This is a genomic window from Aeromonas salmonicida subsp. salmonicida, assembly GCF_001643305.1.
In the GTDB taxonomy this organism is placed as follows: domain Bacteria; phylum Pseudomonadota; class Gammaproteobacteria; order Enterobacterales; family Aeromonadaceae; genus Aeromonas; species Aeromonas salmonicida.
In genome coordinates, this window is the sequence record NZ_LSGW01000006.1 from 1 (window position 1) to 26,655 (window position 26,655).

The following is a 26,655-nucleotide window of genomic DNA, read 5'->3' on the forward strand; positions in this document are numbered from 1 at the left end:
CGGCGTCCCTTTTCATCTCTGGCGCTTAGGGGAAGTAACGTTCCAGCAGGGCGGTGAGGATGGCCTGGCTCTGCTCGTCGGGCTCGCCGCTGATCAGGGCTGGGCGGAAATGGAGCTGGAAGGCGCGCAGGGCGGCGCGGCTCTGTTCATCCCAGGTGCTGCTGAGGGCGACCCCATAACCGTAACGGGCGAGTTGCTGTTGCCAGGTGAGGGCATTCCAGGCGGGTGCTGGCTGCTGGCGAAGGGCTGTGACCCTGGCTTCATCAGGCCAGGCGCCGACCCCGTAGTGCAGGGCGAGCTCGCGCCAGGGGAAGTGGGGGCCGGGATCCTGCTTGCGCTCGGGGGCGACATCGCTGTGGGCCAGCACCTGGGTTGGCGGAATCCGGTAGCGTTGCACCAGCTTCTGAGTAAGGGCGCCGATGGCGGCGATCTGCGCCTGGGTGTAGGGCTGCCAGCGCCGCTGGTGGGCGGGTAGCAGCGCATCTTCCGGCGGATAGCCCAGGTTGACGATTTCGATGCCGATGGAGCTGGCGTTGAGCCCCGCATACTGGTGCCAGCGACTGCGGCCCGCATGCCAGGCGCGCTGGCTGTCGGGCACCAGTTGGTAGACGGGCAGCGGTGTCTGGTCGGTGTCGCGGGGGATCAGGTAGTGAGCGCTCACCTGATGGGCCGGTTCGGTCAGCAGGCGCAGTGAGTGGGCGTCGTCCTCGTCCGTGTAGTGCAGGATCAGGAAAGCGATGCGTTCATTCTGGCTGGCGCTGGGGTAACGGGAAGAGAGCTGATAGGGGGCAGGCTGGCAGGCGCTCAGCAGCAGTATGAGGCAGAGTGACCATAATCGCAGCTGCATGGCTCCGTTTGAGCCTGGTTCAGGAAGGCGTGACGGCCAGCGCCGCCCACTGGCCAGCGGGACACGGGCTGACAGTGAGCAGATACGCTGGCCCATGACTCAGGCGCGGTACTTGGCGGTGAGGCCGATGAGGAAGTTGCGCAGGATCTGATCCCCGCAATCCTGATAGTGCTTGTGATCCTTGGAGCGGAACAGGGCACTCAGTTCGGACTTGGAGAGGTTGAAGTCGGCGAGCTTGAGGGTACCGAGCATGTCCTCTTCTTTGTAGTTCAGGCCGATGCGCAGCTTGCGCAGTATCATGTTGTTGTTGATCCGGTTCGGGATCACCTGGGCCGGGGCATCTTCCCGCACACCGCGGCGCGCTATGATGAAGCCGTCGAGGAACTGGCTCAGGGCTGCATCGGGACAGGCGACATAGCCCGCTTCCTGCTCTTCCCCTTCAGCCGCCTCTTTCATCAGCCAGCTGTGCAACTGGGCGTGAGTGACCGTCAGATTGCCTTTGGCAAACATCTCGACCATCTGGTCGTTACTGATGGTGAGGGCGTAGCGCAGACGGCGCAGAATATCGTTGTTGGTCATGTTGACTCCTGTAGAAACGGCGCAACTTTATCATCTGGCGCGCCCCGCGTCAGAAAAAGCAGGGCTGACTCTGTTCATTAACGGAGGCTGATAGCGGCTGCCAACCGGCGCCACGCTGCATCCACGGCATTCAGGCGAGGTAAAGGGGCGCTTCCCGACGCACCTGCTCCATCGCATCTTGCAACTCCAGCAACTCGGGCTCCAGCTCGCTGACCGGCACCCCGTCGCGCAGCTGTTGCTCCAGCTGGGAGAGCAATCGTTGCAGGCCGGGCACCCCGGAATAGGCACAGCCGCCATTAAGGCGATGCAGCTGTGCCAGCACCTCGGCATCCTCCACCTGACCGGCGAACGCTGCCTCCAGAACCGGGTCCACCTCGTCGAAACTGGCCATCAGCATGGTCAGCATCTCTTTGGCGAGATCCAGCTTGCCAGCGGCCTGACGCACCGCTAGGGACCAGTCGATCTGCTGATCCCCGTGGTTCTGGTGGCGACGGTGGGCGAAGTCGGTGATCAGTTGGGCCAGCATGCTCTCGTCGATGGGCTTGGCCAGGTAGTCGTCCATGCCCTGGCGGATCAGCCGTTCCCGCTCACCTGGAATGGCGTGGGCTGTGACCGCCACTATGGGCGTCTCAGTGTTGAGGGACTGGCTGCGGATCGCCTGGGTGGCACTGATGCCATCCATGATCGGCATCTGTATATCCATGAAAATGATGTCGAACGGCTGACTCTGGGCCAGTCTGACGGCCTCCTTGCCGTTCTTGCACACCACCACCTGGCTCACCATCTCCTTGAGCATGGCGGCGATCAGCTTGAGATTGGCCGCATTGTCGTCCACCGCCAGCACCTTGATCGCCTGCACGCTGCGTGGGGAGGGGGTGGGCAGCGGCGCGCTCTTGGTCGCCTCGGGGGAGAGCAGGGCGTGCAGCAGCTTGCGGTGGTTGGTGGGCTTGGAGAGACAGTGCTGGGCGCCGTGGGCCAGCATGGCCTCATAGAGCGATGGCTCGTGGCTGCTGAGCAACACTATGGTGTTCTGCTGGCCGTCCAGCGCATCGAGGCGAGCGATCACCTGCTGCGGAGTGTGCAGTGTGCTGCTGCCGATGATCACCATGTCCTGATTGCTCATCTCGGGCCAGATGGTGTCGATGGCGAGAGATTGCACATCCAGCTGCCATTCGGCCAGCAGGGCACACAGGGAAGAGTGGCTGAATGGATCCGGCTCCAGCAGCCAGACCCGCTTGCCCTGAATGCGATCCAGCGGCAGCTTCTCGGTCTGGGGCAGGGGAGAGACGTCCATATCCAGGCTGAAGGAGAAGATGGACCCCTTGCCCAGCTCGGATTCAAAACGGATCTGGCCTCCCATCTGCTGTACCAGCTTCTGGGTGATGACCAGACCGAGACCGGTGCCGCCATAACGGCGCGAGATGGAGGAGTCGGCCTGATTGAAGGCCTGGAACAACTGGCGCTGCTGCTCTTCCGAGATGCCGATACCGGTATCGCGGATCAGCACGTTGAGCCGCACCTTGTTGCCGTTGCTGCCGCCGGTCTGCTCTATGTGCACATCCACGTTGCCACGCTCGGTAAACTTGATGGCGTTGCCGGCGAGGTTGGTCAGCACCTGCTGCAGGCGCATGGGATCGCCAGTGAGATAGTCCGGCACCTCGGCATCTACCTGCAGGGAGAGTTCGAGCTGCTTGTCGTGAGCACTGGGGCCGAGCAGGTGCATGGTCTCGTTGAGGGTGTCGCGCAGGCTGAACGGGATATGCTCCAGCTGCAGCTTGCCTGCCTCCAGCTTGGAGAAGTCGAGGATGTCGTTGATGATGCCTAGCAGGTTGCGGGCCGACTTCTCTATGGTCTGCATGTAGTCGGTCTGGCTCGGCGTCAGCGCCGTCTTGAGCAGCTGGCGGGTGAAGCCGATCACGCCATTGAGCGGGGTGCGCAGCTCGTGGGACATGTTGGCCAGGAACTCGGATTTGACCCGCGCAGCCTCCTGCGCCCGTTTCTTGGCCATGTCGAGCTCGACGTTCTGGATCTCTATCTGTTCAAGTGTTTCCCGCAGATCCGAGGTGGCCTGATCGATATTCTGCTGCATCTCCTCGTGATATTCGGAGAGCGCCTTGGCCATGGCGTTGATGCCGTTTTTCAGCATGTCCAGCTCGCCTGTGAGCTGACCGCTGACCCGGGTGTCGAGGCGCCCCTCCCTGATCTTGTGCACCGCCTGCACCATATCGGTGATGGGCTGGATCACGCTTTTGACCAGCCTGAAGCCAAACAGGGTACTGAAGGCGATGCCGATGAGCACCATGATCACCGCGAAGAAGGTGTCGCGATACTGCAGGATCATGGCCCTGTCCGTGGTCATCTGCATGGAGATGTAGCCGATCATCGGCGGCTCCACATCGCTGGGCAGCGGGAAGCCGTCCATGCTGGTTTCGGCCTGGATCGGGGTGCGCAATATGATGTCGTCACCGTACAGGGTGACGCTGGTCAGCTCGGGGATCTGGCTGCCATCTGGCAGCCGCAGTCGGGTGAAGTCCCTGTGATAGTTGGACGTCACGAACAGCTGGTTGTCCTGGGTGAAGACGGCGATGGACTTGATGAGCGGCGAGTTTTTGCGGTGGGTCAGGCCAATCAGCCGCTTGAGCGACTCGCGACTGTGCTGGGTCATGCCGTATTCACTGGCGATGGCCAGCGGTTCTATGATGTTGATGCCCTGATCGATCAGGTTGTTTTCCAGCTGCTGGTAGCGGTGGAAAGTAAAATAACCTGCCATCAGGCCGCCAATGATCAGGGTCGGCAATATGGTAAAGGCCAGTACACGGGCTCGAAGGCCGTACTTGGTCATGCGGATAGTCCCCCGATCATCAGGGTGGGCAAGATGGTCAATGACACGGCATGAGCGCGCAGGCCGGATTGGGTCATGCGGATAGTCCCCCGATCATCAGGGTAGGCAAGAGGGCAAACGACAGTGGGCGGGCCCGCAGGCCGGATTTGGTCATACTATTATTCTTGTGGGACAATAGCCTGCTGCAGATTCCACAATCATGACATAGCCACCTATAGGCACCAAGTTTTATGGCCCAGTTTTTCAAGCCCCAAAAGAAATCCACCCAGCCCCAACGTATTGAATTTACGGTAGACAGTCTGGATCACCACTGCGTCGGTATCGGCCGTCATCAGGGCAAGGCGATCTTCATCGAAGGGGCTCTGCCCGGCGAGCAGGTCAAGGCCCGCATCCTCGACGACAAGAAGCAGTATGCTCACGCCGCCTTGCAACAGGTAGTGACCCCGGCGGCGAACCGCATCGCCCCCTTCTGCAACCACTACCGCGAGTGCGGCGGCTGCAATGCCCAGCACCTCGGCGAAGCGGATCAGCAGGCTGCCAAAGAGGCCGGGTTGGTCAGCCTGTTCGAACGACTGGGGCAGATCAAGGCGCCAGTGCTCGAGCCCGTGCTGACAGGGGAGTCCCGCGCCTACCGCCGGGTCTGCCGGCTGGCCATCAAGTTTGACAAGAATGGCCGCTGTACCCGGGTCGGTTTTCGTCGCCGTCAGTCCAACGATCTGGTGGAGATTGAGGGTTGCCCCGTGCTGGCCGAGCCGCTCTCTGCCCTCATAGCACCGCTGCGCGAATGCCTCAATCGCCTCAAGAGCCAGCGTGAGCTGGGCCATGCGGAGCTTATCCAGGCAGAGCAGGGGATCATGATGCTGCTGCGCCACACCGGTCGTCCCAACGAGGCGGATCGCGCCCTGCTGGTGGCGTTTGCGAAGTCGCAGGGGATAGACCTCTATCTGCAGGCCGCTGATGAACGCATCGAGCCACTGCACCAAGTATTCCAGCCATCCTACTCACTGGATGGCCTGTCTCTTGCATTCGCTCCCGGTGACTTCATTCAGGTCAATGGCCCCATCAACCAGAGCATGGTGGCCCAGGCGCTCGCGTGGCTTGGTGCGAGCAAGGATGACAAGGTACTGGATCTGTTCTGCGGCATCGGCAACTTCACTCTGCCACTGGCCCGTCAGGCCCGTGAAGTGGTGGGAGTGGAAGGGGATCTGGCCATGGTGGCCCGCGCCGAGGAAAACGCCCGTCGCAACGGCATCGACAACGCCCGTTTCTACAAGGCGGACTTGAGCGGTGACATAGTCGGCATGTCCTGGGCGCGGGAAGGATTCGATCTGGTGCTGCTGGATCCGGCCCGCCCTGGTGCGCTGGAGGTGATGGGTCACGTCGTGAAACTTTCACCCAAGCGAGTGGTCTACGTTTCCTGTAACCCGGTCACCCTGGCCCGTGACAGTCAGGTGCTGGTGAAAGGGGGCTACCGACTGGTGCGCCTGGGGATGCTCGACATGTTCCCGCACACGGGGCATCTCGAGTCAATGGCGCTGTTTGAGCAGTAATGATTGAGGTAATCTAGACCCTCGTAAATCGGCAGGGCCTGTTGGAGAACTCTATTGTCTTTATTGACAATATGCCTTGAAAAGTTCTCCAGATATCCCCATTTGAGGCAGTCTCATCAGGTGAGGGGGAGGAAGCGGCAGCTTTCGGCCCAATAATTTAAAGGATTGATACCATGGTTGCGGTTCGCGATATTCATTTGAAAGACAACTTCACCCTGGAAGAGTGGGTCAGCTCGCTCTCCTTAAGTGACAGTGACAAGGATCAGTTGCGAACCGTCTATCAGTACTGTCTGACGCTCGGTGACGAGGCGATCACCAACCGTCTGCTGGTGCGTGGTGTCGAGATGGCGGGCATTCTACTGATGCTCAGCATGGATCTCGGCACTCTCAAGGCTGCCATCATCTACCCCTTCGTCGAAGCCGGCCTCATCAGCCAGGAACGGATGGACGAAGACTTCGGCCCCAAGATCGCCAAGCTGGTGGAAGGGGTGCTGGAGATGGAGGCCATCCGCTCCCTGCAGACTCTGCACCGCAGCGAAACCTCACCGGAGCAGGTCGACAATGTGCGACGCATGTTGCTCGCCATGGTCGAGGATGTGCGTGCCGTTGTCATCAAGCTGGCGGAGCGGATCGCCTGTCTGCGGGAAGCCAAGAAGGCAGATGAAGAGACCCGGGTGTTGATGGCCCAGGAGATCACCAACATCTATGCCCCGCTGGCCAACCGGCTTGGCATTGGTCAGCTCAAATGGGAGCTGGAAGATCTCGCCTTCCGTTACCTGCACCCGGACACTTACAAGCAGATCGCCAAGCAGCTCGACGAGAAGCGGCTCGACCGTGAGCGCTACATTCGCGAGTTTGTGCAGTCCCTGCGCGACGGGCTCAAAGAGGCCGGAGTGGAGGCGGAAGTCTATGGCCGCCCGAAACACATCTACAGCATCTGGCGCAAGATGCAGAAGAAGCACCTCGAGTTCAACGAGCTGTTTGACGTGCGTGCCGTGCGGGTGGTGACCAAGCGGCTGCAGGATTGCTATGCGGCACTCGGTATCGTTCATACCCATTTCCACCATATTCCCCGCGAGTTTGACGACTATGTCGCCAACCCCAAACCCAATGGTTACCAGTCCATCCACACTGTCGTGGTGGGGCCAGAGGGCAAGACGGTGGAGATCCAGATCCGTACCGACCAGATGCATCAGGATGCCGAGCTCGGCGTTGCCGCGCATTGGCGTTACAAGGAAGGGGCGCAGGCTGCCAACAAAGCCAACAAAGCCAACAACTTTGAAGACAAGATCGAGTGGCTGCGCAAGCTGCTCGCCTGGCAGGAGGATCTCTCCGAGAGCGGATCCCTGCTCGAAGATCTGCGCAGTCAGGTATTCGAGGACAGGGTCTATGTGTTCACCCCGAAAGGGGATGTCATCGACCTGCCGGCAGGTGCGACCCCGCTCGATTTTGCCTATCACGTCCACAGCATGATCGGCCACCGCTGCATCGGTGCCAAGATTGACGGCCGCATAGTGCCGTTCACCTACGCGCTGCAGACCGGCGATCAGGTGGAGGTGATCACCCAGAAGGAGCCGAACCCGAGCCGCGACTGGATGAACCCCAACTCCGGCTTCCTGCGCTCCAGCCGGGCACGGGCCAAGGTGGCCACCTGGTTCAGGAAACTGGACAAGGACAAGAACATAGCCGCCGGCAAGGAACTGCTGGAAAAAGAGCTGGACAGACACAACCTGACCCTTTCCAAGGTCGACAAGGTGGTGCTGGAGCGTTTCCACGCCGAGGAGCTGGAAGACCTGCTGGCCGGCATTGGCAGCGGCGACATTCGCATCAACCAGCTGCTCAACTACCTGGACACTCGTTACAACAAGCCGACGGCGGAGGAAGAAGATCGCCGGGTGCTGGAAAAACTGGAGCAGAAGGCCAATACCCCGTTCCGGCCCAAGCCCAAGGATCACATAGTGGTGGAAGGGGTCGGCAATCTGATGACCCACATAGCCCGTTGCTGCCAGCCCATTCCGGGCGACACCATACAGGGGTTCATCACCATGGGGCGCGGGGTCTCCATCCACAGGGATGATTGCGAGCAGCTCAAGGAGCTCTCCCGCCGCAACCCGGAGCGGTTGATCGATGCTGTGTGGGGAGAGAACTACTCAGGTGGCTATGGCCTTACCATCCGTATCCTCTCCAATGATCGTTCTGGTCTGCTGCGGGACATCACCACAGTGCTGGCCAACGAGAAGATCAACGTGATGGGGGTGCGTTCGCGCTCCAACGTGCGCGAGCAGACTGCCGAGATCGACATGGAGCTGGAGATCTACAACATCAACGCCTTCAACCGGGCCTTGGCCAAGTTGAGCCAGCTCAATGACGTGATCAGCGCCAAGCGCCTCTGATGGTGACCCGCCCGCAGCAGTGACCGACCGCAAGGTCGGTCACTGTTTCCCTCCTGATCACGCCCCCTGCAACCACGAATGGAAAGCTAACATCCCATGTCCCAACGTTACTATCTGCCCCAACTGCTTGATATCATGTCTCGTCTGCGTGACCCGCAAGGGGGTTGCCCCTGGGATCTCAAGCAGAGCTTCCAGACCATAGTGCCGCACACCCTGGAAGAGGCTTATGAGGTTGCCGATGCCATCGAAACCCGCGATTGGCAGGGATTGAAGGGGGAACTCGGCGATCTGCTGTTTCAGGTGGTCTTCTATGCCCAACTGGGCAAGGAGCAGGGGCTGTTCGATTTCGCCGATATCGTGGATACGGTGAGCGAGAAGCTCATTCGCCGTCATCCCCATGTGTTTTCCGATGCGGATCTTGGCGATGAGCAGGCGGTCAAGGTGAACTGGGAGGCGGAAAAAGCCAAAGAGCGGGCGGCACTCGATAAAGAGAGCGTGCTGGATGATATTCCGCTCTCGCTGCCGGCCCTGACTCGCGCCGCCAAGATCCAGAAGCGCTGTGCCACCGTTGGCTTTGACTGGAAAACCCTAGGGCCTGTGGTGGACAAGATCCACGAAGAGATCGACGAAGTGATGGAAGAAGCACTGATGGCCGACGTGGACGAGGCGCGGGTGAGCGATGAGCTCGGCGATCTCTTGTTTGCCACCGTCAATCTGGTGCGTCACTTGGGCAAGGATCCGGAGCAGGTGCTGCGGGGGGCCAACGCCAAGTTCGAGCGTCGCTTTCGGCAGGTTGAGCAATTTATCGCTGCAGAAGGCTTGAAAATGACCGATTGTTCGCTCGAAAGGCTGGACTCCGCCTGGGACAAGGCCAAGGAAACCGAACAAAGTTGATTTGGCGCAAGACGATGGCGCTGTGAGCCTGATAGATTTTTGTTCATTGTTTGGGAGTGGGGGTTTTGGTATACTGTTTCCCCGTCCTGCTTCATCCCCGAAGCACCCCTTAAAATTCCCTAAACTTCTTTCAGGTTCAGCATGACGACAAAATATATTTTTGTAACTGGTGGCGTTGTTTCATCCCTCGGCAAAGGCATTGCCGCAGCTTCTCTGGCAGCCATTCTGGAAGCCCGTGGTCTGGATGTGACCATCATGAAACTGGACCCCTATATCAACGTGGATCCGGGCACAATGAGCCCGACCCAGCACGGTGAAGTGTTCGTAACCGAGGACGGGGCCGAGACCGATCTGGATCTGGGCCACTACGAGCGTTTCATTCGCACCAAGATGACTCGCCGCAACAACTTTACCACTGGCCGTATCTACGCTGACGTGCTGCGCAAAGAGCGCCGTGGCGACTATCTGGGCGCCACTATTCAGGTTATCCCGCACATCACCAACGCCATCAAGGAGCGGGTGATTGCCGGTGCCGAAGGCCATCAGGTTGCCATCGTCGAAGTGGGCGGTACCGTGGGTGACATCGAGTCCCTGCCGTTCCTCGAAGCCATTCGTCAGTTGGCGGCTGAAGTGGGCCGTAACAGCGCCATGTTCATGCACCTGACCCTGGTTCCTTACCTGGCGGCTGCCGGTGAACTGAAGACCAAGCCGACCCAGCATTCCGTGAAAGAGTTGCTCTCCATCGGTATTCAGCCGGATGTGCTGATCTGCCGTTCCGATCGCACCATTCCGGCCAACGAGCGTGCCAAGATCGGTCTGTTCTGCAACGTGCCGGAGCGCGCCGTCATCTCCATGAAAGACGTCGACTCCATCTACAAGATCCCGGCACTGCTCAAGTCCCAGAATCTGGACTCCTACTTCACCGAGCGTTTCGGTCTGGAGTGCAAGGAAGCAGACTTGTCCGAGTGGGAACAGGTTGTCTTCGAAGAGGCCAACTCGACTGCGGAAGTGACCATTGGCATGGTCGGCAAGTATGTTTCTCTGCCGGATGCCTACAAGTCCGTCAACGAGGCGCTCAAGCACGGTGGCCTGAAGACCCGTCTCTCCGTCACCATCAAGTACATCGACTCTCAAGACATCGAAACCCGTGGCTTCGAGCTGCTGGAAGGCCTGGATGCGATCCTGGTACCGGGTGGCTTCGGTGAGCGTGGTGTGGAAGGCAAGATCCTGGCTGCCCAGTATGCCCGTGAGAACAAGATCCCTTATCTGGGTATCTGCCTCGGCATGCAGGTTGCCATGATCGAATTCGCGCGCAACGTCGCTGGCATGACAGGTGCTCACTCCTCTGAATTCAAGAAAGATTGTGCTTATCCGGTTGTCGGTCTCATCACTGAGTGGGTGGATGACGAAGGCAACGTCGAGACCCGTACCGAGAAGTCCGATCTGGGTGGCACCATGCGTCTGGGCTCCCAGCTCTGCCACCTGGTCGAGGATTCCAAGGTGCGTCAGATGTACGGCAGCCCGACCATTTACGAGCGTCACCGTCACCGTTACGAAGTAAACAACAAGCTGCTGCCGCAGATTGAAGCGGCAGGTCTGAAAGTGACCGGTCTCTCCGCCGACAAGAAACTGGTGGAAATTATCGAGATCCCGGATCACCCCTGGTTTGTGGCGGCGCAGTTCCACCCGGAGTTCACCTCAACTCCCCGTGATGGCCACGCCCTGTTTGCCGGTTTTGTGAAGGCGGCAGGTGAGTATCAGAAGCGTAATCTGAAGTAATTGAAAATAAATGCGGTTGAGGCTCTGTGCCACAGCCGCTTTTTTTGGCATATTTTTGTTGTTTTTTTACGAAACCTGAGGAAATACACATGTCCAAGATCGTTAAAGTGATCGGTCGTGAAATCATCGACTCCCGTGGTAACCCGACCGTTGAGGCCGAAGTTCACCTGGAAGGTGGTTTTGTTGGTATGGCAGCCGCTCCGTCTGGCGCGTCCACCGGTTCCCGCGAAGCGCTGGAACTGCGTGACGGCGACAAGAGCCGTTTCCTGGGTAAAGGCGTGTTGAAAGCCCTCGAAGCCGTAAACGGCCCGATCGCTCAAGCTCTGCTGGGTAAAGATGCCAAGGACCAGGCTGCTATCGACCAGATCATGATCGACCTCGACGGCACCGAGAACAAATCCAAGTTTGGCGCTAACGCCATCCTGGCTGTTTCCCTGGCCAACGCCAAGGCCGCTGCTGCTGCCAAAGGCATGCCGCTGTATGCTCACATCGCCGAGCTGAACGGCACTGCGGGTGTTTACTCCATGCCGCTGCCGATGATGAACATCATCAATGGTGGTGAGCACGCCGACAACAACGTCGACATCCAGGAGTTCATGATCCAGCCGGTTGGCGCCAAGACCCTGAAAGAAGCCGTTCGCATGGGTGCTGAAGTGTTCCACAACCTGGCCAAAGTGCTGAAGTCCAAGGGCTACAACACTGCTGTTGGTGACGAAGGTGGTTTCGCTCCCAACCTGAAATCCAACGCCGAAGCGCTGGAAGTGATCGCAGAAGCCGTTGCTGCTGCTGGCTATGTACTGGGTAAAGACATCACCCTGGCCATGGACTGCGCTGCTTCCGAGTTCTACGACGCCGAGAAGAAAGAGTACAACCTGAAAGGCGAAGGTCGTATCTTCACCTCCAACGAGTTCTCTGACTACCTGGCTGACCTGACCACCAAGTTCCCGATCGTCTCCATCGAAGATGGCCTGGACGAATCTGACTGGGACGGTTTCGCTTACCAGACCAAAGAGCTGGGCAAAAAGATCCAGATCGTGGGTGACGACCTGTTCGTAACCAACACCAAGATCCTGAAGCGCGGCATCGACAACGGCATCGCCAACTCCATCCTGATCAAGTTCAACCAGATCGGTTCCCTGACCGAAACTCTGGCTGCCATCAAGATGGCCAAAGACGCTGGTTACACTGCCGTCATTTCCCACCGTTCCGGTGAGACCGAAGACGCGACCATCGCCGACCTGGCTGTGGGTACCGCTGCTGGCCAGATCAAGACCGGTTCCATGAGCCGTTCTGACCGTGTTGCCAAGTACAACCAGCTGATCCGTATCGAAGAAGCTCTGGGTGCCAAAGCTCCTTTCAACGGTCTGAAAGAAGTGAAAGGCCAGGCTTAATTCCAGCCCGCCCTTAATCTGCTCAAAGCCCCGCCAATCTGGCGGGGCTTTTTCGTATCTGGCTCAGCCGCTTGCGGTTTCTGCATTTTTTATTCCGGCCCAACCCATACGGGGCACAGGCTTCCTTTTGTCTTGCCTGCGAATATGGGAAACTAGGCCGCTTGAAGGAGACTCAGTGCATGCGGCTACTCACTCTTATCCTGCTCTTCCTGTTGGGAGGGCTTCAATACGACCTCTGGCTGGGGAAGAATGGCCTGTCCGATTATCACGAATTGTCTGATGCCATCTCCCGGCAGCAGCAGGATAATCTGGTACTCAAGGATCGTAATAACCTGATTTATCGCGAGATTGATGATTTAACCTCGGGCCTTGAGGCCATCGAGGAGTTGTCGCGCAACGATCTTGGCTACATCAAGCAGGGCGAGACCTTCTACCGGATTATCCCCAAGGATAAAGATCAGGAGACGGCGCCGGACGATGAGCCCTATGATGACTGATGTGAAAATCACTGGCGTGATCGCTATCGTTCCGGCCGCTGGCATCGGCAGCCGGATGCGGGCCGATTGTCCCAAACAGTACCTGCACCTGGCGGGCAAGACCATTCTCGAACATACCCTGGAGCGGCTGCTCTCTCACCCGGCGATAGCGCAGGTGATAGTAGCGCTGGCGCCTCATGATCGCTGGTTTGAAACCCTGCCCGTGGCGGCCGACTCGCGTATCCTGCGGGTAGAGGGGGGCGCCGAGCGCGCCTTTTCCGTTCTCAATGCGTTACATGCGGCCGACAGTGACTGGGTGTTGGTTCACGATGCCGCCCGTCCCTGTCTGACCCATGGCGATCTCGATGCCCTGATCGCCGCCGCCATCCAGTGTGGGGGCGCCATTCTCGGCAGCCCGGTGCGCGATACCATGAAGCGCTCTGATGCTGCAGGCAACATCATTGGTACCGTCGATCGCGAGCTGCTCTGGCATGCGCTGACGCCGCAGATGTTCCCCGCTCGCACCCTGAAGCGAGCGCTGGAGGAGGAGCTGGCACTGGGGGCTACCATCACTGACGAGGCCTCTGCCATGGAGCGTGCCGGTTTCACGGTGCGTATGGTGGAAGGGCGCGCTGACAATATCAAGGTAACCCGGCCTGAGGATCTCTCTCTGGCTGGGCTGTTTTTAAGTCAGCAGACATAAGCCGTTTTTGCGACGGATGGGTCCACTGGCGATGAAAGTGACTTAAAGGAGCAGGCATGATCCGGATTGGGCGTGGTTTTGACGTGCACAAAATTGACGAGGTAGGTCCCTGTATGTTGAGAGGACGCCAAGCATGATGCGAATTGGTCATGGTTTTGATGTACACAAGTTTGGTGGCGTGGGGCCTTGCATGCTGGGCGGGGTTGCTGTGCCGTACGAGCAAGGACTGCTTGCTCACTCCGACGGTGATGTGGTGCTGCACGCTGTGAGCGATGCCTTGCTGGGCGCCATCGGCGCCGGTGACATAGGCCGTCACTTTCCCGATACCGCTGCGCAATTCAAGGGGATCGACAGTCGTATCCTGCTGCGGGACGTTTTTGCCCGGGTAAAAACCGCGGGCTATGCCATCGGCAATCTGGATGTGACCATCATAGCCCAGGCCCCCAAGATGGCGCCCCATATCGACGCCATGTGCGCTGTGCTGGCTGCCGACCTGCAATGTGATTTGAACCGGGTGAATGTCAAGGCGACTACCACAGAACAACTCGGCTTTACGGGGCGCAAGGAAGGGATCGCCACCGAAGCCGTCGTCTTACTGGTGAAACAATAATGTTGGAACAGCTCAGTTATTTGCATGGTGTGCCTGCCGCCAAGGGCATTCTCAAGGCCGAGGCCAGCGATTTTGTGGTGGTTGAGGATCTGGGCTTCGAGCCTTGTGGTGAAGGTGAGCACATCTTCGTCCGGGTGCGCAAAACCGGCGAGAACACTGCCTGGGTTGCGGGCCTGCTGGCCGATGCAGCCGGGGTTAACCGCAATGCGGTGACTTGGGCTGGCCTCAAAGATCGCCACGCTGTGACCGAGCAGTGGTTCGGCATCCACTTGCCGGGCAAAGCCGAGCCGGACTTGTCGGTGGTCGAGAGCGACAGCATCCAGATTTTGCAAGCCAGGCGTCACAACCGCAAATTGCGGGTTGGCTACCTCAAGGGCAACCATTTCACCTTGCGCCTCACCGGTCTGGCGCAGGCCGACGGGCTGGAGGCCCGCCTGCAAGCCATCGCCACTCAGGGGGTGCCCAATTACTATGGCGAGCAGCGTTTCGGCCGGGGGGGCAACAACCTGGAAGCGGCCAAGGCGATGTTTGCCGGCAAGCGGATAAAGGATCGCAACAAGCGCTCCCTCTATCTCTCCGCCGCCCGCAGCATGCTGTTCAATGCCATCGTCAGTGCCCGCATCGAGCAGGGGTTGGCCCATCAGCTGTTGGCCGGCGATTGCGTGATGCTCAAAGGCAGCCATTCCATCTTCAGTGAAGAGGTGCTGACCCCTGAGCTGGCTGCACGGCTGGCTTCCGGTGACGTGCAACTGACCGCCTCCCTGTGGGGACGCGGCCGCCTGGCAAGCCAGGGCGCTGCCGCCGAGTTTGAGCAGGCAGTGCTGGCTCCTTATGCCGAGTGGTGTGACGGGCTGGAAAAAGCCGGACTGGATCAGGATCGCCGCCCGCTGCTGCTCAAGCCGGAACAGATGAGCTGGCTGCTGGACGGCGAGGTGTTGACCTTGTCCTTCTTCCTGCCTGCCGGCGCCTTTGCGACCAGCGTGGTACGCGAATTAATGCAGGCCGAAGAGGCCGATCATGGTTTCAGGAATCAGTCCGATGCGAATTCTGGTCAGTAATGACGATGGTGTACATGCCGAGGGCATTCGCGCGCTCAGCGATGCACTGAGGGCGTGTGGCGAGGTTACTGTGGTGGCGCCGGATCGCAATCGCAGCGGCGCGAGTCACTCCCTGACGCTGGAAGTACCGCTACGGGTCTCCCGTATCAGCGAAAACGGTTACTATGCGGTGAAGGGCACCCCGACCGACTGTGTGCATCTGGCGGTCAACGAACTGGTGCGCCCCGAGCCGGACATGGTCGTTGCAGGCATCAATCATGGCGCCAACCTGGGAGATGATGTCATCTACTCAGGCACGGTCGCGGCGGCGACCGAAGGGCGTCATCTCGGTTTCCCCTCCCTTGCTATCTCACTGGTAGGACGGACCCACTTCGCCACGGCGGCCCATTATGCAGCCCAACTGGTGAGGGGGGTGATGGTGCATCCGCTGCCTGCCGATCAGATCCTCAATGTGAACGTGCCTGACCTGCCCCTTGATCAGGTCAAGGGGATCAAGGTGACACGCCTTGGCAATCGTCATCGGGCGGAGTCGGTGATCTGTACCGAGGATCCCCGTGGTCAGCCGATCTACTGGATTGGCCCCCCCGGCAGCCAGCAAGATGCGGGAGAAGGCACGGATTTCGCCGCCATCGAGCAGGGCTATGTCTCGATCACCCCCCTGACCATCGATATGACTGCATACAGCAGTCTGGCGGGTCTGGGGGCTTGGTTAGACCTGCAGGGATGAAGGTGTGATAGTACAGCGCCTGTTGAACCAGCTGATCGCACAGGACATTCGTGATTTCCGCGTACTCGCGGCGATTGCGAAAGTACCGCGCCAGCTGTTTGTGGATGAAGCCATGGCCCACAAGGCATGGGATAACACGGCGTTGCCCATCGGCAATGGTCAGACCATCTCCCAGCCTTACATGGTGGCGCGGATGACCGAGCTGCTGATCCAGAATGATCCGGCCCACGTGCTGGAGATTGGTACTGGTTCCGGTTACCAGACCGCCGTGCTGGCACATCTGGTGGAGCACGTCTATACGGTGGAGCGGATCAAGTCGCTGCAGTTCCAGGCCCGGCGCCGACTGCGCCAGCTTGATCTGCACAACGTCTCGGCCAAGCACGGCAACGGCTGGCTGGGATGGCCCAATAAAGGGCCGTTCGATGCAATTCTGGTGACGGCCGCGGCCAGTGAAGTGCCTACTGCTCTCACCGATCAACTGGCCGATGGTGGCCGTCTGGTGCTGCCGGTAGGTGATAGTCATCAGACCTTGCAGCTAATCGAACGGGCTGGTTCCCAGCTGACCAGCCGGATCCTGGAGCCTGTGCGCTTTGTTCCCCTAATTGATGGAGATGTTGAGTGAAGCTGTTTTCTCGTCTGTATGTGCTGGTGATGCAGTGGGCTCGTCACAGGTATGCCCCTTATTATCTGGCGATCACTGCTTTCATCGAGTCGGTGTTCTGGCCTATTCCGGTTGACGTCATGCTGGCGCCCATGGCGCTGGCCAAGCCGCACAAGGCGTGGCACTACGCTACCCTGGCGACGATCTTCTCCGTATTGGGGGCAGTGTTCGGCTATGCGCTCGGCTATGCCCTGTGGGAGCCGTTGGTGGTCTCTGTGGGGTATGAAGGCAAGATTGCCCTGGCACAGCAGTGGTTCGAGCAGTGGGGTATCTGGGTGATTTTTATTGCCAGCTTCACGCCAATCCCCTACAAGGTGTTTACCGTCACGGCGGGCTTGCTGCATATGGCACTGTTGCCCTTCATTGTGACCTCGCTGATCGGCCGTGGCATGCGCTTCTTCCTGGTGGCAGGCCTGATGCGCTGGGGCGGTGAGAAAATGGAGCGCAAGCTGATGCACTATGTGGATGTGCTGGGCTGGCTCTGTATTGGTTTGGCCGTTGCGGCCTATTTCTGGTTTAGTCGTTAAGGATCCACTATGCGTTCGCGTGTTTGGCAAGGAAGCAGTATCGTCGTGTTGTCATGGCTGCTGCTCGCTTGCTCTTCCAGCAAGACTGCTGCTCCGGTACAGGGATTGGGCAATGATCGCCTTGTCTCCACCATACCGGCTCGTCATGGGGCGGCCCAACCTGCTATTCAGGGCAACAGCTACACGGTGAAAAAAGGGGATACCCTCTACTCCATCGCCTTCAATTCGGGTAACGATGTGCCATCACTGGCCAGCCTCAACGGTATCAGCCCTCCCTATAACATCTACCCGGGACAGCAACTCAGGCTCGATGCATCCGGTAGCAATACCCTGACTGCCAATCGCAGCGCCAGCACCTATCAAGTGCGTCGTGGCGACACGTTAAGCAGTATTGGCCGTCAGTTTGGCATGTCGAATCAAACACTTGCACAGCGTAACAACCTGCAGGCACCCTATGGGCTTCATGTTGGTCAGGTGCTGAACGTACAGTCTGCCGCTATGGGTGGTGGCCAGATGGTTGCCGTGACGCGTCCTGTCACACTGCAAAGTAGCGGCCCCAAACCGCTGGCAATGGCACCATCAGGTACGACCACACCATTTATCAAACAGAAAACGATTGCTCAGCCATCTTCAAAAGAATACGCTCAGATAAGAGAACAAAAAAACAACAATAAGCCTCAGTCGAGACTTTCTTGGCACTGGCCTACGCAAGGCCGGATAGTTGAGGGTTTCTCCGTTGCAGAACAGGGAAACAAAGGCATAGATATCGCTGGTCAGAAGGGGCAACCCGTCTACGCAGCGAGTGGCGGAAAAGTCGTCTATGCGGGTAGCGCACTAAGGGGTTATGGCAAGCTGATCATCCTCAAGCATGATGATGACTACCTCTCGGCTTATGCTCACAACGACGAGTTGCGAGTGAAGGAAGGAGATAGCGTCAAAGGCGGAGCGGTCATTGCCAACATGGGCAGCACGGACGCGCCGGATGTGCGTTTGCACTTTGAAATCCGGTATCGAGGCAAGTCGATAAACCCGATGAGCTATTTGCCAAAGCGTTAACCCCAGAGAGTTAAGTCTTACTCTGGTTCAGGTCAGGGAGACACACCATGAGCCAAGAACAACTGGTTATGCAGGATGCCGAGTTAGAGTTCGACGAAGAGCTGGAGACCCGTGAGGAAGAAGAGGTTCAGGAAGTAGCCGCTGAAGTTGAAGAGACTATTTCCGATGAACTGATGGCTCCGGAAGTCAACAAGGTGATGGACGCTACCCAGCTCTATTTGGGGGAGATTGGCTTCTCCCCCTTGCTCACCGCCGAAGAAGAAGTCTATTACGCTCGTCGTGCGTTGCGAGGCGACAAAGCCGCTCGCAAGCGCATGATTGAGTCCAACCTGCGATTGGTGGTCAAGATCGCCTGTCGCTACAACAACCGCGGCCTGGTGCTGCTGGATCTCATCGAAGAGGGCAACCTTGGCCTCATCCGCGCGGTAGAGAAGTTCGACCCGGAACGCGGCTTTCGTTTTTCCACCTATGCCACCTGGTGGATCCGCCAGACCATAGAGCGGGCCATCATGAATCAGACTCGCACCATCCGTCTGCCCATCCATGTGGTCAAAGAGCTGAACGTCTATCTGCGTACCGCTCGTGAACTCTCCCATCGTCTCGATCATGAACCGACCGCAGAGGACATCGCCTTTGCGTTGGATCGCTCGGTAGACGACGTGAATCGCATGCTCAAGCTCAACGAGAAGATCACCTCTGTGGATACCCCCATCGGTGGCGATCGCGACAAGGCGCTGCTGGATGTCCTTTCTGACGAACGTGGAATGGGGCCCGAGCTGGAGTCGCAGGATGACGACATGCGTGCCAGCATAGTGCACTGGCTGGAGGAGCTTAATCCCAAGCAGCGCGAAGTACTGGCACGTCGTTTCGGACTGCTCGGTTATGAACCGGCCACGCTGGAAGATGTAGGATCCGAGATAGGCTTGACCCGGGAGCGGGTACGCCAGATCCAGGTGGAAGGACTGCGTCGCCTGCGGGAGATCCTGCTGGGGCAGGGGCTCTCCATCGAGGCACTGTTTCGTACCAATTAGTTAGTACCAAGGCAGTCTGATATTGCTGATAGAAATGAAGAAGGGGCCATGGGCCCCTTCTTCTATTACAACTGGATCCGCAAGATCACACTGGATCCAGAGTGTCCAGTGGCCAGCGTGGCACTGCTTTGACCGCCAGCGGCTCGAACACCCCTGCCTTCAGGCGCTGCATGCCGGCATAGGCGATCATGGCGCCGTTATCGGTGCAATATTCGGTGCGCGGATAGAACACCTTACCCTTGAGGCTCTCCATCAGCTCGGCCAGCTGGGCACGCAGGTGACGGTTGGCACTGACGCCACCGGCCACCACCAGCCGTTTTAGGCCGGTCTCTTTCAGAGCGCGACGGCACTTGATAGCCAGGGTATCGACCACCGCATCTTCAAACGCACGGGCGATATCGGCACGGGTCTGCTCATCATCACCGTTAGCGGCGATGGTGTTGGCGGCAAAGGTCTTGAGACCGGAAAAGCTCATGTCGAGTCCCGGGCGGTCAGTCATCGGGCGGGGGAAGTGGAAACGTCCGGTGGTGCCCTTTTCTGCCAACCTGGAAAGCAGTGGGCCACCCGGGTAGTCCAGCCCCATCAGCTTGGCAGTCTTGTCGAATGCCTCGCCGGCGGCATCATCGATGGACTCGCCCAGCAGCTGGTAGCTGCCGATCCCGTCGACTCGCACCAGCATGGAGTGACCACCGGAGACCAGCAGTGCCACGAAGGGGAACTCGGGCGCTCTCTCTTCCAGCATGGGAGCCAGCAGGTGGCCTTCCATATGATGTACGGCGATGGCCGGTTTGTTCCACGCCATGGCCAGCGAGCGGCCTATGGTGGCCCCCACCAGAATGGCGCCAACCAGACCCGGCCCTGCTGTATACGCGATGCCGTCGATGCCATCTTTATCCAGTCCCGCCTCTTGCAATGCGGCCTGGATCAAGGGGATCGTCTTGCGAACGTGATCCCGGCTGGCGAGCTCGGGGACAACGCCACCGTAGTCCGCATGCAGCTTGACCTGGCTGTACAACTGATGGGAAAGGATCCCTTTTTGATCGTCGAAGATCGCGATCCCGGTTTCGTCACAGGATGTCTCTATGCCCAATACACGCATTGCTAAAAAATTTCACTGCTAAAATGAGACGGCTATGGTAACCTTCGCGGGTTTTTTAAACCAGAGCGATCTCTGCGGGTTTACTTTCATTCCCTGTCCAGAGTATAATTTCGCACCATTTTAAGACATGCTGATCGACTGATGGTCAGCTAACAATATATCACTGAGGTGAAAGGCACATGCCAGTAATCAAAGTCCGTGAAAATGAGCCGTTTGACGTTGCTCTGCGTCGCTTCAAGCGTTCTTGCGAAAAGGCCGGTATCCTGTCTGAAGTTCGTAGCCGTGAGTTCTACGAGAAGCCGACTACCATTCGTAAGCGCGCCAAAGCGTCTGCTGTAAAGCGTCACGCCAAGAAGCTGTCTCGCGAAAACGCACGTCGTATCCGCCTGTACTAATCGGGAGATAATGCCGTGTCTCTGAAGGATCAACTCAAGGATCAACAAAAACTTGCCATGCTTGCCAGAGATAAGGCTCGCTTGGGGGCGATCCGTTTGTTGATGGCAGAAATCAAGCAACGTGAAGTTGATTCCCGTATCGAGCTCAATGATGAGGATATCCTCGCTGTCGTGACCAAAATGGTCAAACAGCGCCGCGATTCCATCAGCCAATTTGAAGCTGCCGGTCGCCAGGATCTCGCCGACAAAGAGTCCGCCGAGATCGTTGTGCTGCAGGAATTCCTGCCACAACAGCTGACCGCAGACGAAATTGTCGCACTGATTGAGCAAGCCATCACTGAAAGTGGTGCTGCCGTCATGGCTGATATGGGCAAGGTCATGGCTGTCTTGAAGCCGAAAATTCAGGGGCGTGCCGATGTCGGCGCCGTCAGTGCTCAGGTGAAAACCCGCTTGGCGTAACAGGCAACTCTCTTGTTTGGTCGAAGAAGCCGTGCTTCCCTGGGAATGCGCGGCTTTTTTATTTTCTACGCAGTGAAACAGGACGGTTATGGCAGGCAGGATCCCACAATCCTTTATCGATGATCTGCTCGTACGCACAGACATAGTCGAGCTGATCGACTCGCGAGTGCGGCTGAAAAAAGCCGGTAAGAACTACCAGGCTTGCTGCCCTTTTCATAACGAAAAAAGCCCTTCTTTTACCGTCAGCCAGGAAAAACAGTTCTATCACTGTTTCGGTTGTGGTGCCCACGGCAATGCCATCGGTTTTGTCATGGAGTACGACGGTCTCGAATTTCCCGATGCTATCGAAGAGCTCGCCAGCATGCAGGGCATGCAGGTACCTCGCGAGCAGAGCATGGGTGGCTCCGCCAGTTCCCAACCCGCCGTCAGCAAGGAGCTCTATGAGCTGATGAGCCAGATCGCCCGCTTCTATGAAAGCAACTTGAAGAGTGCCCCCCAGGCGGTGGAATACTTGAAGGGGCGCGGGCTGACCGGGGAAGTGGTCAAGCGTTTCAATATTGGTTATGCCCCAGCAGATTGGGATCAGGTGAGACGCCGTTTTGGCGCCAGCCGCGATCACGAGCAGTTGCTCATCTCGGGTGGCATGTTGATCACTCGTGACAGCGGTGCCGGCAGCTATGATCGCTTCCGCGATCGCATCATGTTCCCGATCCGTGACAAGCGGGGCCGAGTCATCGGTTTCGGTGGCCGGGTGCTGGGTGATGGCACGCCCAAGTACCTGAACTCGCCGGAAACCCCGATCTTTCACAAGGGGCGGGAGCTGTTCGGTCTCTACGAAGTGAAACAGGCACACAAAGATCCGCGCCGGATCCTGGTAGTTGAAGGCTACATGGATGTGGTGGCGCTTGGTCAATACGACATCGACTATGCCGTTGCTGCCTTGGGAACCTCCACCACAACTGACCATATCCACACCCTGTTTCGCACCACGGCAGAGGTGGTTTGCTGCTACGACGGTGATAATGCCGGTCGTGAAGCGGCCTGGCGAGCGCTGGATAATGCACTGTCCCATCTGCAGGATGGACGTGAACTCAAGTTCGTGTTCCTACCCGATGGAGAAGATCCGGATTCGCTGGTGCGTCAGATTGGCAAGGAAGGTTTTGAGGCCTTGCTGGATCAAGCTCAACCCTTCGCCGACTTCATGTTCGAGCGTCTGGGGCGGGATGCTGCCCTCTCCGGTGAGGCGGGCAAGTTCGAGGTGGCCAACAAGGCGGCCGAGCTTATTCGCCGCGTACCGGAAGGCTTTACCCGCGAAGGGTTGATCACCCGCCTCTCCAGCATGATGCGCTGGGGGGAGAATAAACAACGTATTGCCGAGTTGTTCGCCCGCAATAGCCAGCCGAAGGCTGAACTCACCAAACCCAAAGCTGCCAAGCTGACACCATTGCGCCGAGCACTGGCGCTGATGGTGCAGTATCCGTCGGTCACCGCCGAACTGCCGGCCATGCCTGAGCTGGCTGGATTGCGGGTACAAGGCATCAAGTTTCTGTTGCAGCTGCATCAGCAGATCCTGGCGCAATCCGGCATTACTACCGGCATCTTGCTGGAACACTGGCGTGGTACCAAAGAAGGCGAGATCCTGGCCCAGTTGGCAATGCACGACTTGTTTGAAGAGGTAAAGCTCGACCAGGAGCCGGATATTCTGGGAGAATTGCAGGATACCTTCGTCGGCTTTATCAACCAGTTTCTGAAGCAACGAATTGAAGAATTGCAGGCCAAAGTGGCTCAGGAAGGGCTAAGCTCTGAGGAAACACAGGAGCTGATGATGCTGATCAGAGAAGTACAGACTGAGAAAAGAAATGAGAGTGGGGCTTGATAATTGAGTGATTAGTCCCAATATAAATAGCGTTGCCCGAATCGACGGGATTAAAAGCAAACACTTTATGACCGCCTGGCCCCGACAATACTGCGGGCAGGGGTTTCTCACGACCGACGCCGCAACCAGACATAGCATGTCTGGCGGTTTTCTATTAGAATTGGCTATTTGCGCAGCAGCGCACTGTACGCGCAACCTAGCATCACCAACCGGATGAGTTCTATGGAGCAAACCCCGCAGTCTCAGCTTAAACTCCTCGTTGCCAAAGGTAAAGAACAGGGCTACCTGACCTATGCCGAGGTGAACGATCACCTCCCGCAAGACATTGTCGACTCTGACCAGATCGAAGACATCATCCAGATGATCAACGACATGGGTATTCAGGTGGTTGAAAACGCCCCGGATGCCGATGACCTTATCATGGCTGAAGGTGGTACCGCTGATGAGGACGCTGCCGAAGCAGCGGCCCAGGCACTGGCATCTGTTGAATCTGAGATTGGTCGTACGACCGATCCCGTCCGCATGTACATGCGGGAAATGGGTACCGTCGAACTGCTGACCCGCGAAGGCGAAATCGACATCGCCAAGCGGATCGAAGACGGTATCAACCAGGTACAAAGCTCCGTTGCCGAGTACCCAGAAGCGATTACCTATCTGCTTGAGCAGTATGATAAATACGAAGCCGAACAGCTGGGTCTGTCCGATATCATCTCAGGTTTTATCGATCCCAACGAGGCCGATGATGTAGCACCGACTGCTACCCATATCGGTTCCGAACTCGGCGAAGACGATCTGGCCGACGAAGACGAAGACGAAGATGAAGACGACGATGGTGACAGCTCGGATGACGAAGGTGACGGTGGTCCTGATCCGGAAGTTGCTCGCGAGAAGTTTGGTGATCTGCGTGCCCAGTATGAGGTAACTCGCCTCTCCATTCAGAAGAATGGCCGTGCTCACGAAGATACCCAGGCTGCGATTGCCCAGCTGGCCGATGTGTTCCGTCAATTCCGCCTGATGCCCAAGCAGTTCGATCGCTTGGTCAACAACATGCGCGAAATGATGGAGCGCGTCCGCGTGCAAGAACGCATCATCATGAAGCTCTGCGTTGAGCAGGCCAAAATGCCGAAGAAAACCTTCGTTGCGGCCTTCACCAACAACGAGTGTGAAACTGCCTGGTTTGAATACCAGAAACAGGCTGGCAAGGCTTGGTCTCCACGTCTGCTTGAGATGGACGAAGAAGTACTGCGCTCCATCGGCAAACTGCAGCAGATTGAAGAAGAGACGGGGCTGTCCATCGCCCAGATCAAGGACATCAACCGTCGCATGAGCATTGGTGAGGCCAAGGCCCGCCGTGCAAAGAAAGAGATGGTTGAGGCGAACTTGCGTCTGGTTATCTCTATCGCAAAGAAGTACACCAACCGCGGTTTGCAGTTCCTGGATCTGATCCAGGAGGGCAACATAGGTTTGATGAAAGCGGTAGACAAGTTTGAATACCGTCGCGGCTACAAGTTCTCGACCTATGCCACCTGGTGGATCCGTCAGGCCATTACCCGCTCCATTGCGGATCAGGCCCGTACTATCCGTATCCCGGTACACATGATCGAGACCATCAACAAGCTCAACCGTATCTCCCGTCAGATGCTGCAGGAGATGGGTCGTGAACCGAACCCGGAAGAGCTGGCCATGCGCATGGGCATGCCGGAAGACAAGATCCGCAAGGTACTGAAAATTGCCAAAGAGCCTATCTCCATGGAGACGCCCATTGGTGATGATGAAGATTCCCACCTGGGCGACTTCATCGAAGATACCACCCTGGCCCTGCCAGCGGATGCAGCCACCAGCGAAAGCCTGCGCAACGCGACCCGCGAAGTGCTGGCCGGTCTGACCGCTCGTGAAGCCAAGGTACTGCGGATGCGTTTCGGGATCGACATGAACACTGACCACACCCTCGAGGAAGTGGGCAAGCAGTTCGACGTTACCCGTGAGCGTATTCGCCAGATCGAAGCCAAGGCGCTGCGCAAGTTGCGCCATCCGAGCCGCTCGGAAGTGCTGCGCAGCTTCCTGGACGAATAGTCCCTAGGTATCGGCCCGAGTTGTCGTCTCAAAAGCCCCGCCATGCGGGGCTTTGTTTTATTCGGGTTTCACGAAGAGGGCAGGGGGACAGACATATTGATAGCCGAGTGGACAAAATGTCGCCAAGTGATTGATCTGCCTATGGACTGACTAGCAGACATCCCCTATAATCCACGCCGCAAACCAACATTCTGGCCCCTTAGCTCAGTTGGTTAGAGCAGTCGACTCATAATCGATTGGTCGCCCGTTCAAGTCGGGCAGGGGCCACCAATTCTAGAGGGTTGGCGAGTTAGTACTCGCCAACCCTCTTTTCGCTAGGATACCTATAGGATATTTCAGTCTGTAGAGTATTAACTCTAAAATAGTTCTCCTCCCTCCTAAAAAATTTTCCCACCTCAGTTAGAAAAAAGCTCCTGCTCCCTCAAAGGGACACTATTGAGGCTTTCTTCAGGATCTCTTTCAGATGACCAGGCATTTCCCTTTTTATTTCTATATATCGAAAAAACCGGGGTTACACGGGTTACGAGGTTACAACGCGGCTCTAGCCCAGTATTGGCGCGGCTTTGCGCTGTAACCCCACTCAGAGCGGAAAAAGCTGATAGGGGTTACACGCTGTGGAAACTGTGTGAGGTTACAAGCCCCTAGCCCTTGTCTGGCTTGGGCTACAGCCATTTTCGTCCACTGTGTAACCTGTAACCCCGAGAGGTTACAAAACTCCCCATGAACCATTTATTTCTATCTTGATTAAATGTGGATTCATATCAAACCCTTTCACTCGATAGTGTGTAACCATGGGTTTTGATACTGAATGAACCCATGGTGGTGTAAGGATGATTAGACTTTTTTTAGCCATGTTTATGGCGCTCTCTCTATCGGCGTGTGCGTCTCTCCCTGAAGACATCCCCTGCAATACTGAGCCCGCACATTACGACTCCAATGGCATGTTTGTACCAACCGCCTATGCCTGCCCTGAAGCGAGTCCTCGAGCAACCTATGCTCTCAATGAATGCTCATGGGTAAATGGATATCTCAGAAAAGATGGGACTTACGTCATTGGCCATACGAGATGTAAGTACAATCTCGTCCCACCAGGGAGCTACAGCAGTGCTGCTTACAGCTGGTTTGGTAGCGGATACAGCAAGAGCCCATGCGTAACGTCTTACTGTGGCCCCGTGAAAGTAAAAGGCTACTACCGAAAGAATGGGACTTACGTTCGCCCCCATACCAGGAGTTATCCAAGGAAAAGACGGTAGTACCCTACTGTGTTAAAAGCCCTCGATAGTCATGCCACGTTCACCCATGAAGAATTGCAAACGTGCAGTTCTTCATGCCGTCCATTTTTATACAACCTTATGTTTATTAAGGGAAAATATCATATACGTAGAGGATTGAAGGATTGCTCACTATACGTGGAATTGCCACGAAAAGTAGGTTTTTCATATATTTATCAGTAGGTTATGTTTTTTGCTATGTCTGAAAATGAAGCCTGTTTTTGCAAAAAGCAGCAATTCCTTTCACTTTGTGAAATTTCATCTGAGGACCTAAACCCTAGACGTAGCGCGGCCTGGAGCTAAATAACTGATCCTACTAGTGCTACACCTTCGCTGTGCCATAGCCATTCCCGGGGAA

The 26,655-nt window shown here is 57.3% G+C and carries 22 protein-coding genes and 1 tRNA gene; 19 read left to right on the forward strand and 4 right to left on the reverse strand.

Going from position 1 to position 26,655, the window contains the following annotated elements; all coding sequences use genetic code 11:
• Nucleotides 1–25 precede the first annotated feature (25 nt).
• The 3 genes from AXW79_RS00540 to barA form a co-directional block, all read right to left on the reverse strand.
• Entirely contained in the window at nucleotides 26–943 is a 918-nt protein-coding gene (locus tag AXW79_RS00540; RefSeq protein ID WP_085941503.1) for an N-acetylmuramoyl-L-alanine amidase, read from the reverse strand.
• A 3-nt stretch (nucleotides 944–946) separates the two neighbouring features.
• Nucleotides 947–1,426 carry a YehS family protein gene (locus AXW79_RS00545; protein ID WP_005318863.1) on the reverse strand — a complete coding sequence of 160 codons (480 nt, stop codon included), beginning with the start codon at nucleotides 1,424–1,426 and terminating at the stop codon, nucleotides 947–949.
• Nucleotides 1,427–1,556: 130 nt separating this feature from the next.
• Nucleotides 1,557–4,268 (reverse strand): two-component sensor histidine kinase BarA, encoded by a 2,712-nt coding sequence (gene barA, locus AXW79_RS00550; RefSeq protein WP_011899066.1) that lies wholly within the window; start codon nucleotides 4,266–4,268, stop codon nucleotides 1,557–1,559.
• 230 nt (nucleotides 4,269–4,498) lie between these two features.
• On the opposite strand from barA, the gene rlmD reads away from it, so the two are divergent.
• The 14 genes from rlmD to rpoS all read left to right on the forward strand — a co-directional run bounded on the left by rlmD (nucleotide 4,499) and on the right by rpoS (nucleotide 19,124).
• On the forward strand, nucleotides 4,499–5,818 hold the full coding sequence (rlmD, locus tag AXW79_RS00555) for a 23S rRNA (uracil(1939)-C(5))-methyltransferase RlmD (protein ID WP_005318865.1): 1,320 nt from the start codon (nucleotides 4,499–4,501) through the stop codon (nucleotides 5,816–5,818).
• Nucleotides 5,819–5,991: 173 nt separating this feature from the next.
• Nucleotides 5,992–8,211 (forward strand): GTP diphosphokinase, encoded by a 2,220-nt coding sequence (relA, locus tag AXW79_RS00560; RefSeq protein ID WP_005318867.1) that lies wholly within the window; start codon nucleotides 5,992–5,994, stop codon nucleotides 8,209–8,211.
• Nucleotides 8,212–8,307: 96 nt separating this feature from the next.
• The gene (gene mazG, locus AXW79_RS00565) at nucleotides 8,308–9,105 is read left to right on the forward strand and encodes a nucleoside triphosphate pyrophosphohydrolase (RefSeq protein WP_005318869.1); all 798 of its coding nucleotides are present in this window, start codon (nucleotides 8,308–8,310) and stop codon (nucleotides 9,103–9,105) included.
• Nucleotides 9,106–9,246: 141 nt separating this feature from the next.
• Complete coding sequence (gene pyrG, locus AXW79_RS00570) at nucleotides 9,247–10,884, forward strand: glutamine hydrolyzing CTP synthase (RefSeq protein WP_005318871.1); 1,638 nt, start codon at nucleotides 9,247–9,249, stop codon at nucleotides 10,882–10,884.
• A gap of 89 nt (nucleotides 10,885–10,973) precedes the next feature.
• A complete protein-coding gene (gene eno, locus AXW79_RS00575; protein ID WP_005318874.1) occupies nucleotides 10,974–12,275 on the forward strand; it encodes a phosphopyruvate hydratase in 1,302 nt (433 codons plus the stop codon).
• Between the two features lie 179 nt (nucleotides 12,276–12,454).
• On the forward strand, nucleotides 12,455–12,772 hold the full coding sequence (gene ftsB, locus AXW79_RS00580; protein ID WP_005318876.1) for a cell division protein FtsB: 318 nt from the start codon (nucleotides 12,455–12,457) through the stop codon (nucleotides 12,770–12,772).
• Nucleotides 12,765–13,454, forward strand: coding sequence for a 2-C-methyl-D-erythritol 4-phosphate cytidylyltransferase (gene ispD / locus AXW79_RS00585; protein WP_005318879.1), 690 nt, complete (start codon nucleotides 12,765–12,767; stop codon nucleotides 13,452–13,454). Before ftsB ends, ispD begins: the two co-directional genes overlap by 8 nt.
• Nucleotides 13,455–13,587: 133 nt before the next feature.
• Nucleotides 13,588–14,064, forward strand: coding sequence for a 2-C-methyl-D-erythritol 2,4-cyclodiphosphate synthase (ispF, locus tag AXW79_RS00590; protein ID WP_005318882.1), 477 nt, complete (start codon nucleotides 13,588–13,590; stop codon nucleotides 14,062–14,064).
• Complete coding sequence (gene truD, locus AXW79_RS00595) at nucleotides 14,064–15,122, forward strand: tRNA pseudouridine(13) synthase TruD (RefSeq protein ID WP_005318884.1); 1,059 nt, start codon at nucleotides 14,064–14,066, stop codon at nucleotides 15,120–15,122. The genes ispF and truD overlap by 1 nt, the downstream gene beginning before the upstream one ends.
• On the forward strand, nucleotides 15,103–15,849 hold the full coding sequence (surE, locus tag AXW79_RS00600; protein WP_005318886.1) for a 5'/3'-nucleotidase SurE: 747 nt from the start codon (nucleotides 15,103–15,105) through the stop codon (nucleotides 15,847–15,849). Before truD ends, surE begins: the two co-directional genes overlap by 20 nt.
• Before the next feature lie 4 nt (nucleotides 15,850–15,853).
• Nucleotides 15,854–16,471, forward strand: coding sequence for a protein-L-isoaspartate(D-aspartate) O-methyltransferase (locus AXW79_RS00605; RefSeq protein ID WP_005318888.1), 618 nt, complete (start codon nucleotides 15,854–15,856; stop codon nucleotides 16,469–16,471).
• Nucleotides 16,468–17,037 (forward strand): YqaA family protein, encoded by a 570-nt coding sequence (locus tag AXW79_RS00610; RefSeq protein ID WP_005318890.1) that lies wholly within the window; start codon nucleotides 16,468–16,470, stop codon nucleotides 17,035–17,037. Before AXW79_RS00605 ends, AXW79_RS00610 begins: the two co-directional genes overlap by 4 nt.
• Before the next feature lie 9 nt (nucleotides 17,038–17,046).
• The gene (locus AXW79_RS00615; protein WP_005318892.1) at nucleotides 17,047–18,093 is read left to right on the forward strand and encodes a LysM peptidoglycan-binding domain-containing protein; all 1,047 of its coding nucleotides are present in this window, start codon (nucleotides 17,047–17,049) and stop codon (nucleotides 18,091–18,093) included.
• A gap of 47 nt (nucleotides 18,094–18,140) precedes the next feature.
• Nucleotides 18,141–19,124: an RNA polymerase sigma factor RpoS gene (rpoS, locus tag AXW79_RS00620; protein WP_005318894.1), complete on the forward strand. Its 984-nt coding sequence runs from the start codon at nucleotides 18,141–18,143 to the stop codon at nucleotides 19,122–19,124.
• 85 nt (nucleotides 19,125–19,209) lie between these two features.
• Here the strand turns inward: rpoS and tsaD are convergent, their stop codons facing one another.
• A complete protein-coding gene (gene tsaD, locus AXW79_RS00625) occupies nucleotides 19,210–20,223 on the reverse strand; it encodes a tRNA (adenosine(37)-N6)-threonylcarbamoyltransferase complex transferase subunit TsaD (protein WP_005318896.1) in 1,014 nt (337 codons plus the stop codon).
• A gap of 179 nt (nucleotides 20,224–20,402) precedes the next feature.
• Here tsaD and rpsU point away from each other — a divergent pair, with 179 nt between their 5' ends.
• The 5 genes from rpsU (at nucleotide 20,403) to AXW79_RS00645 (ending at nucleotide 25,296) form a co-directional block, all read left to right on the forward strand.
• Nucleotides 20,403–20,618 carry a 30S ribosomal protein S21 gene (gene rpsU, locus AXW79_RS21855; RefSeq protein WP_005309452.1) on the forward strand — a complete coding sequence of 72 codons (216 nt, stop codon included), beginning with the start codon at nucleotides 20,403–20,405 and terminating at the stop codon, nucleotides 20,616–20,618.
• Between the two features lie 15 nt (nucleotides 20,619–20,633).
• On the forward strand, nucleotides 20,634–21,077 hold the full coding sequence (locus AXW79_RS00630; RefSeq protein ID WP_005318899.1) for a GatB/YqeY domain-containing protein: 444 nt from the start codon (nucleotides 20,634–20,636) through the stop codon (nucleotides 21,075–21,077).
• Nucleotides 21,078–21,165: 88 nt separating this feature from the next.
• Entirely contained in the window at nucleotides 21,166–22,953 is a 1,788-nt protein-coding gene (gene dnaG, locus AXW79_RS00635; RefSeq protein ID WP_005318901.1) for a DNA primase, read from the forward strand.
• Between the two features lie 213 nt (nucleotides 22,954–23,166).
• Nucleotides 23,167–25,026, forward strand: coding sequence for an RNA polymerase sigma factor RpoD (rpoD, locus tag AXW79_RS00640; RefSeq protein ID WP_073531780.1), 1,860 nt, complete (start codon nucleotides 23,167–23,169; stop codon nucleotides 25,024–25,026).
• A 193-nt stretch (nucleotides 25,027–25,219) separates the two neighbouring features.
• A tRNA-Ile gene (locus AXW79_RS00645) sits at nucleotides 25,220–25,296 on the forward strand.
• Nucleotides 25,297–26,655: the final 1,359 nt, after the last annotated feature.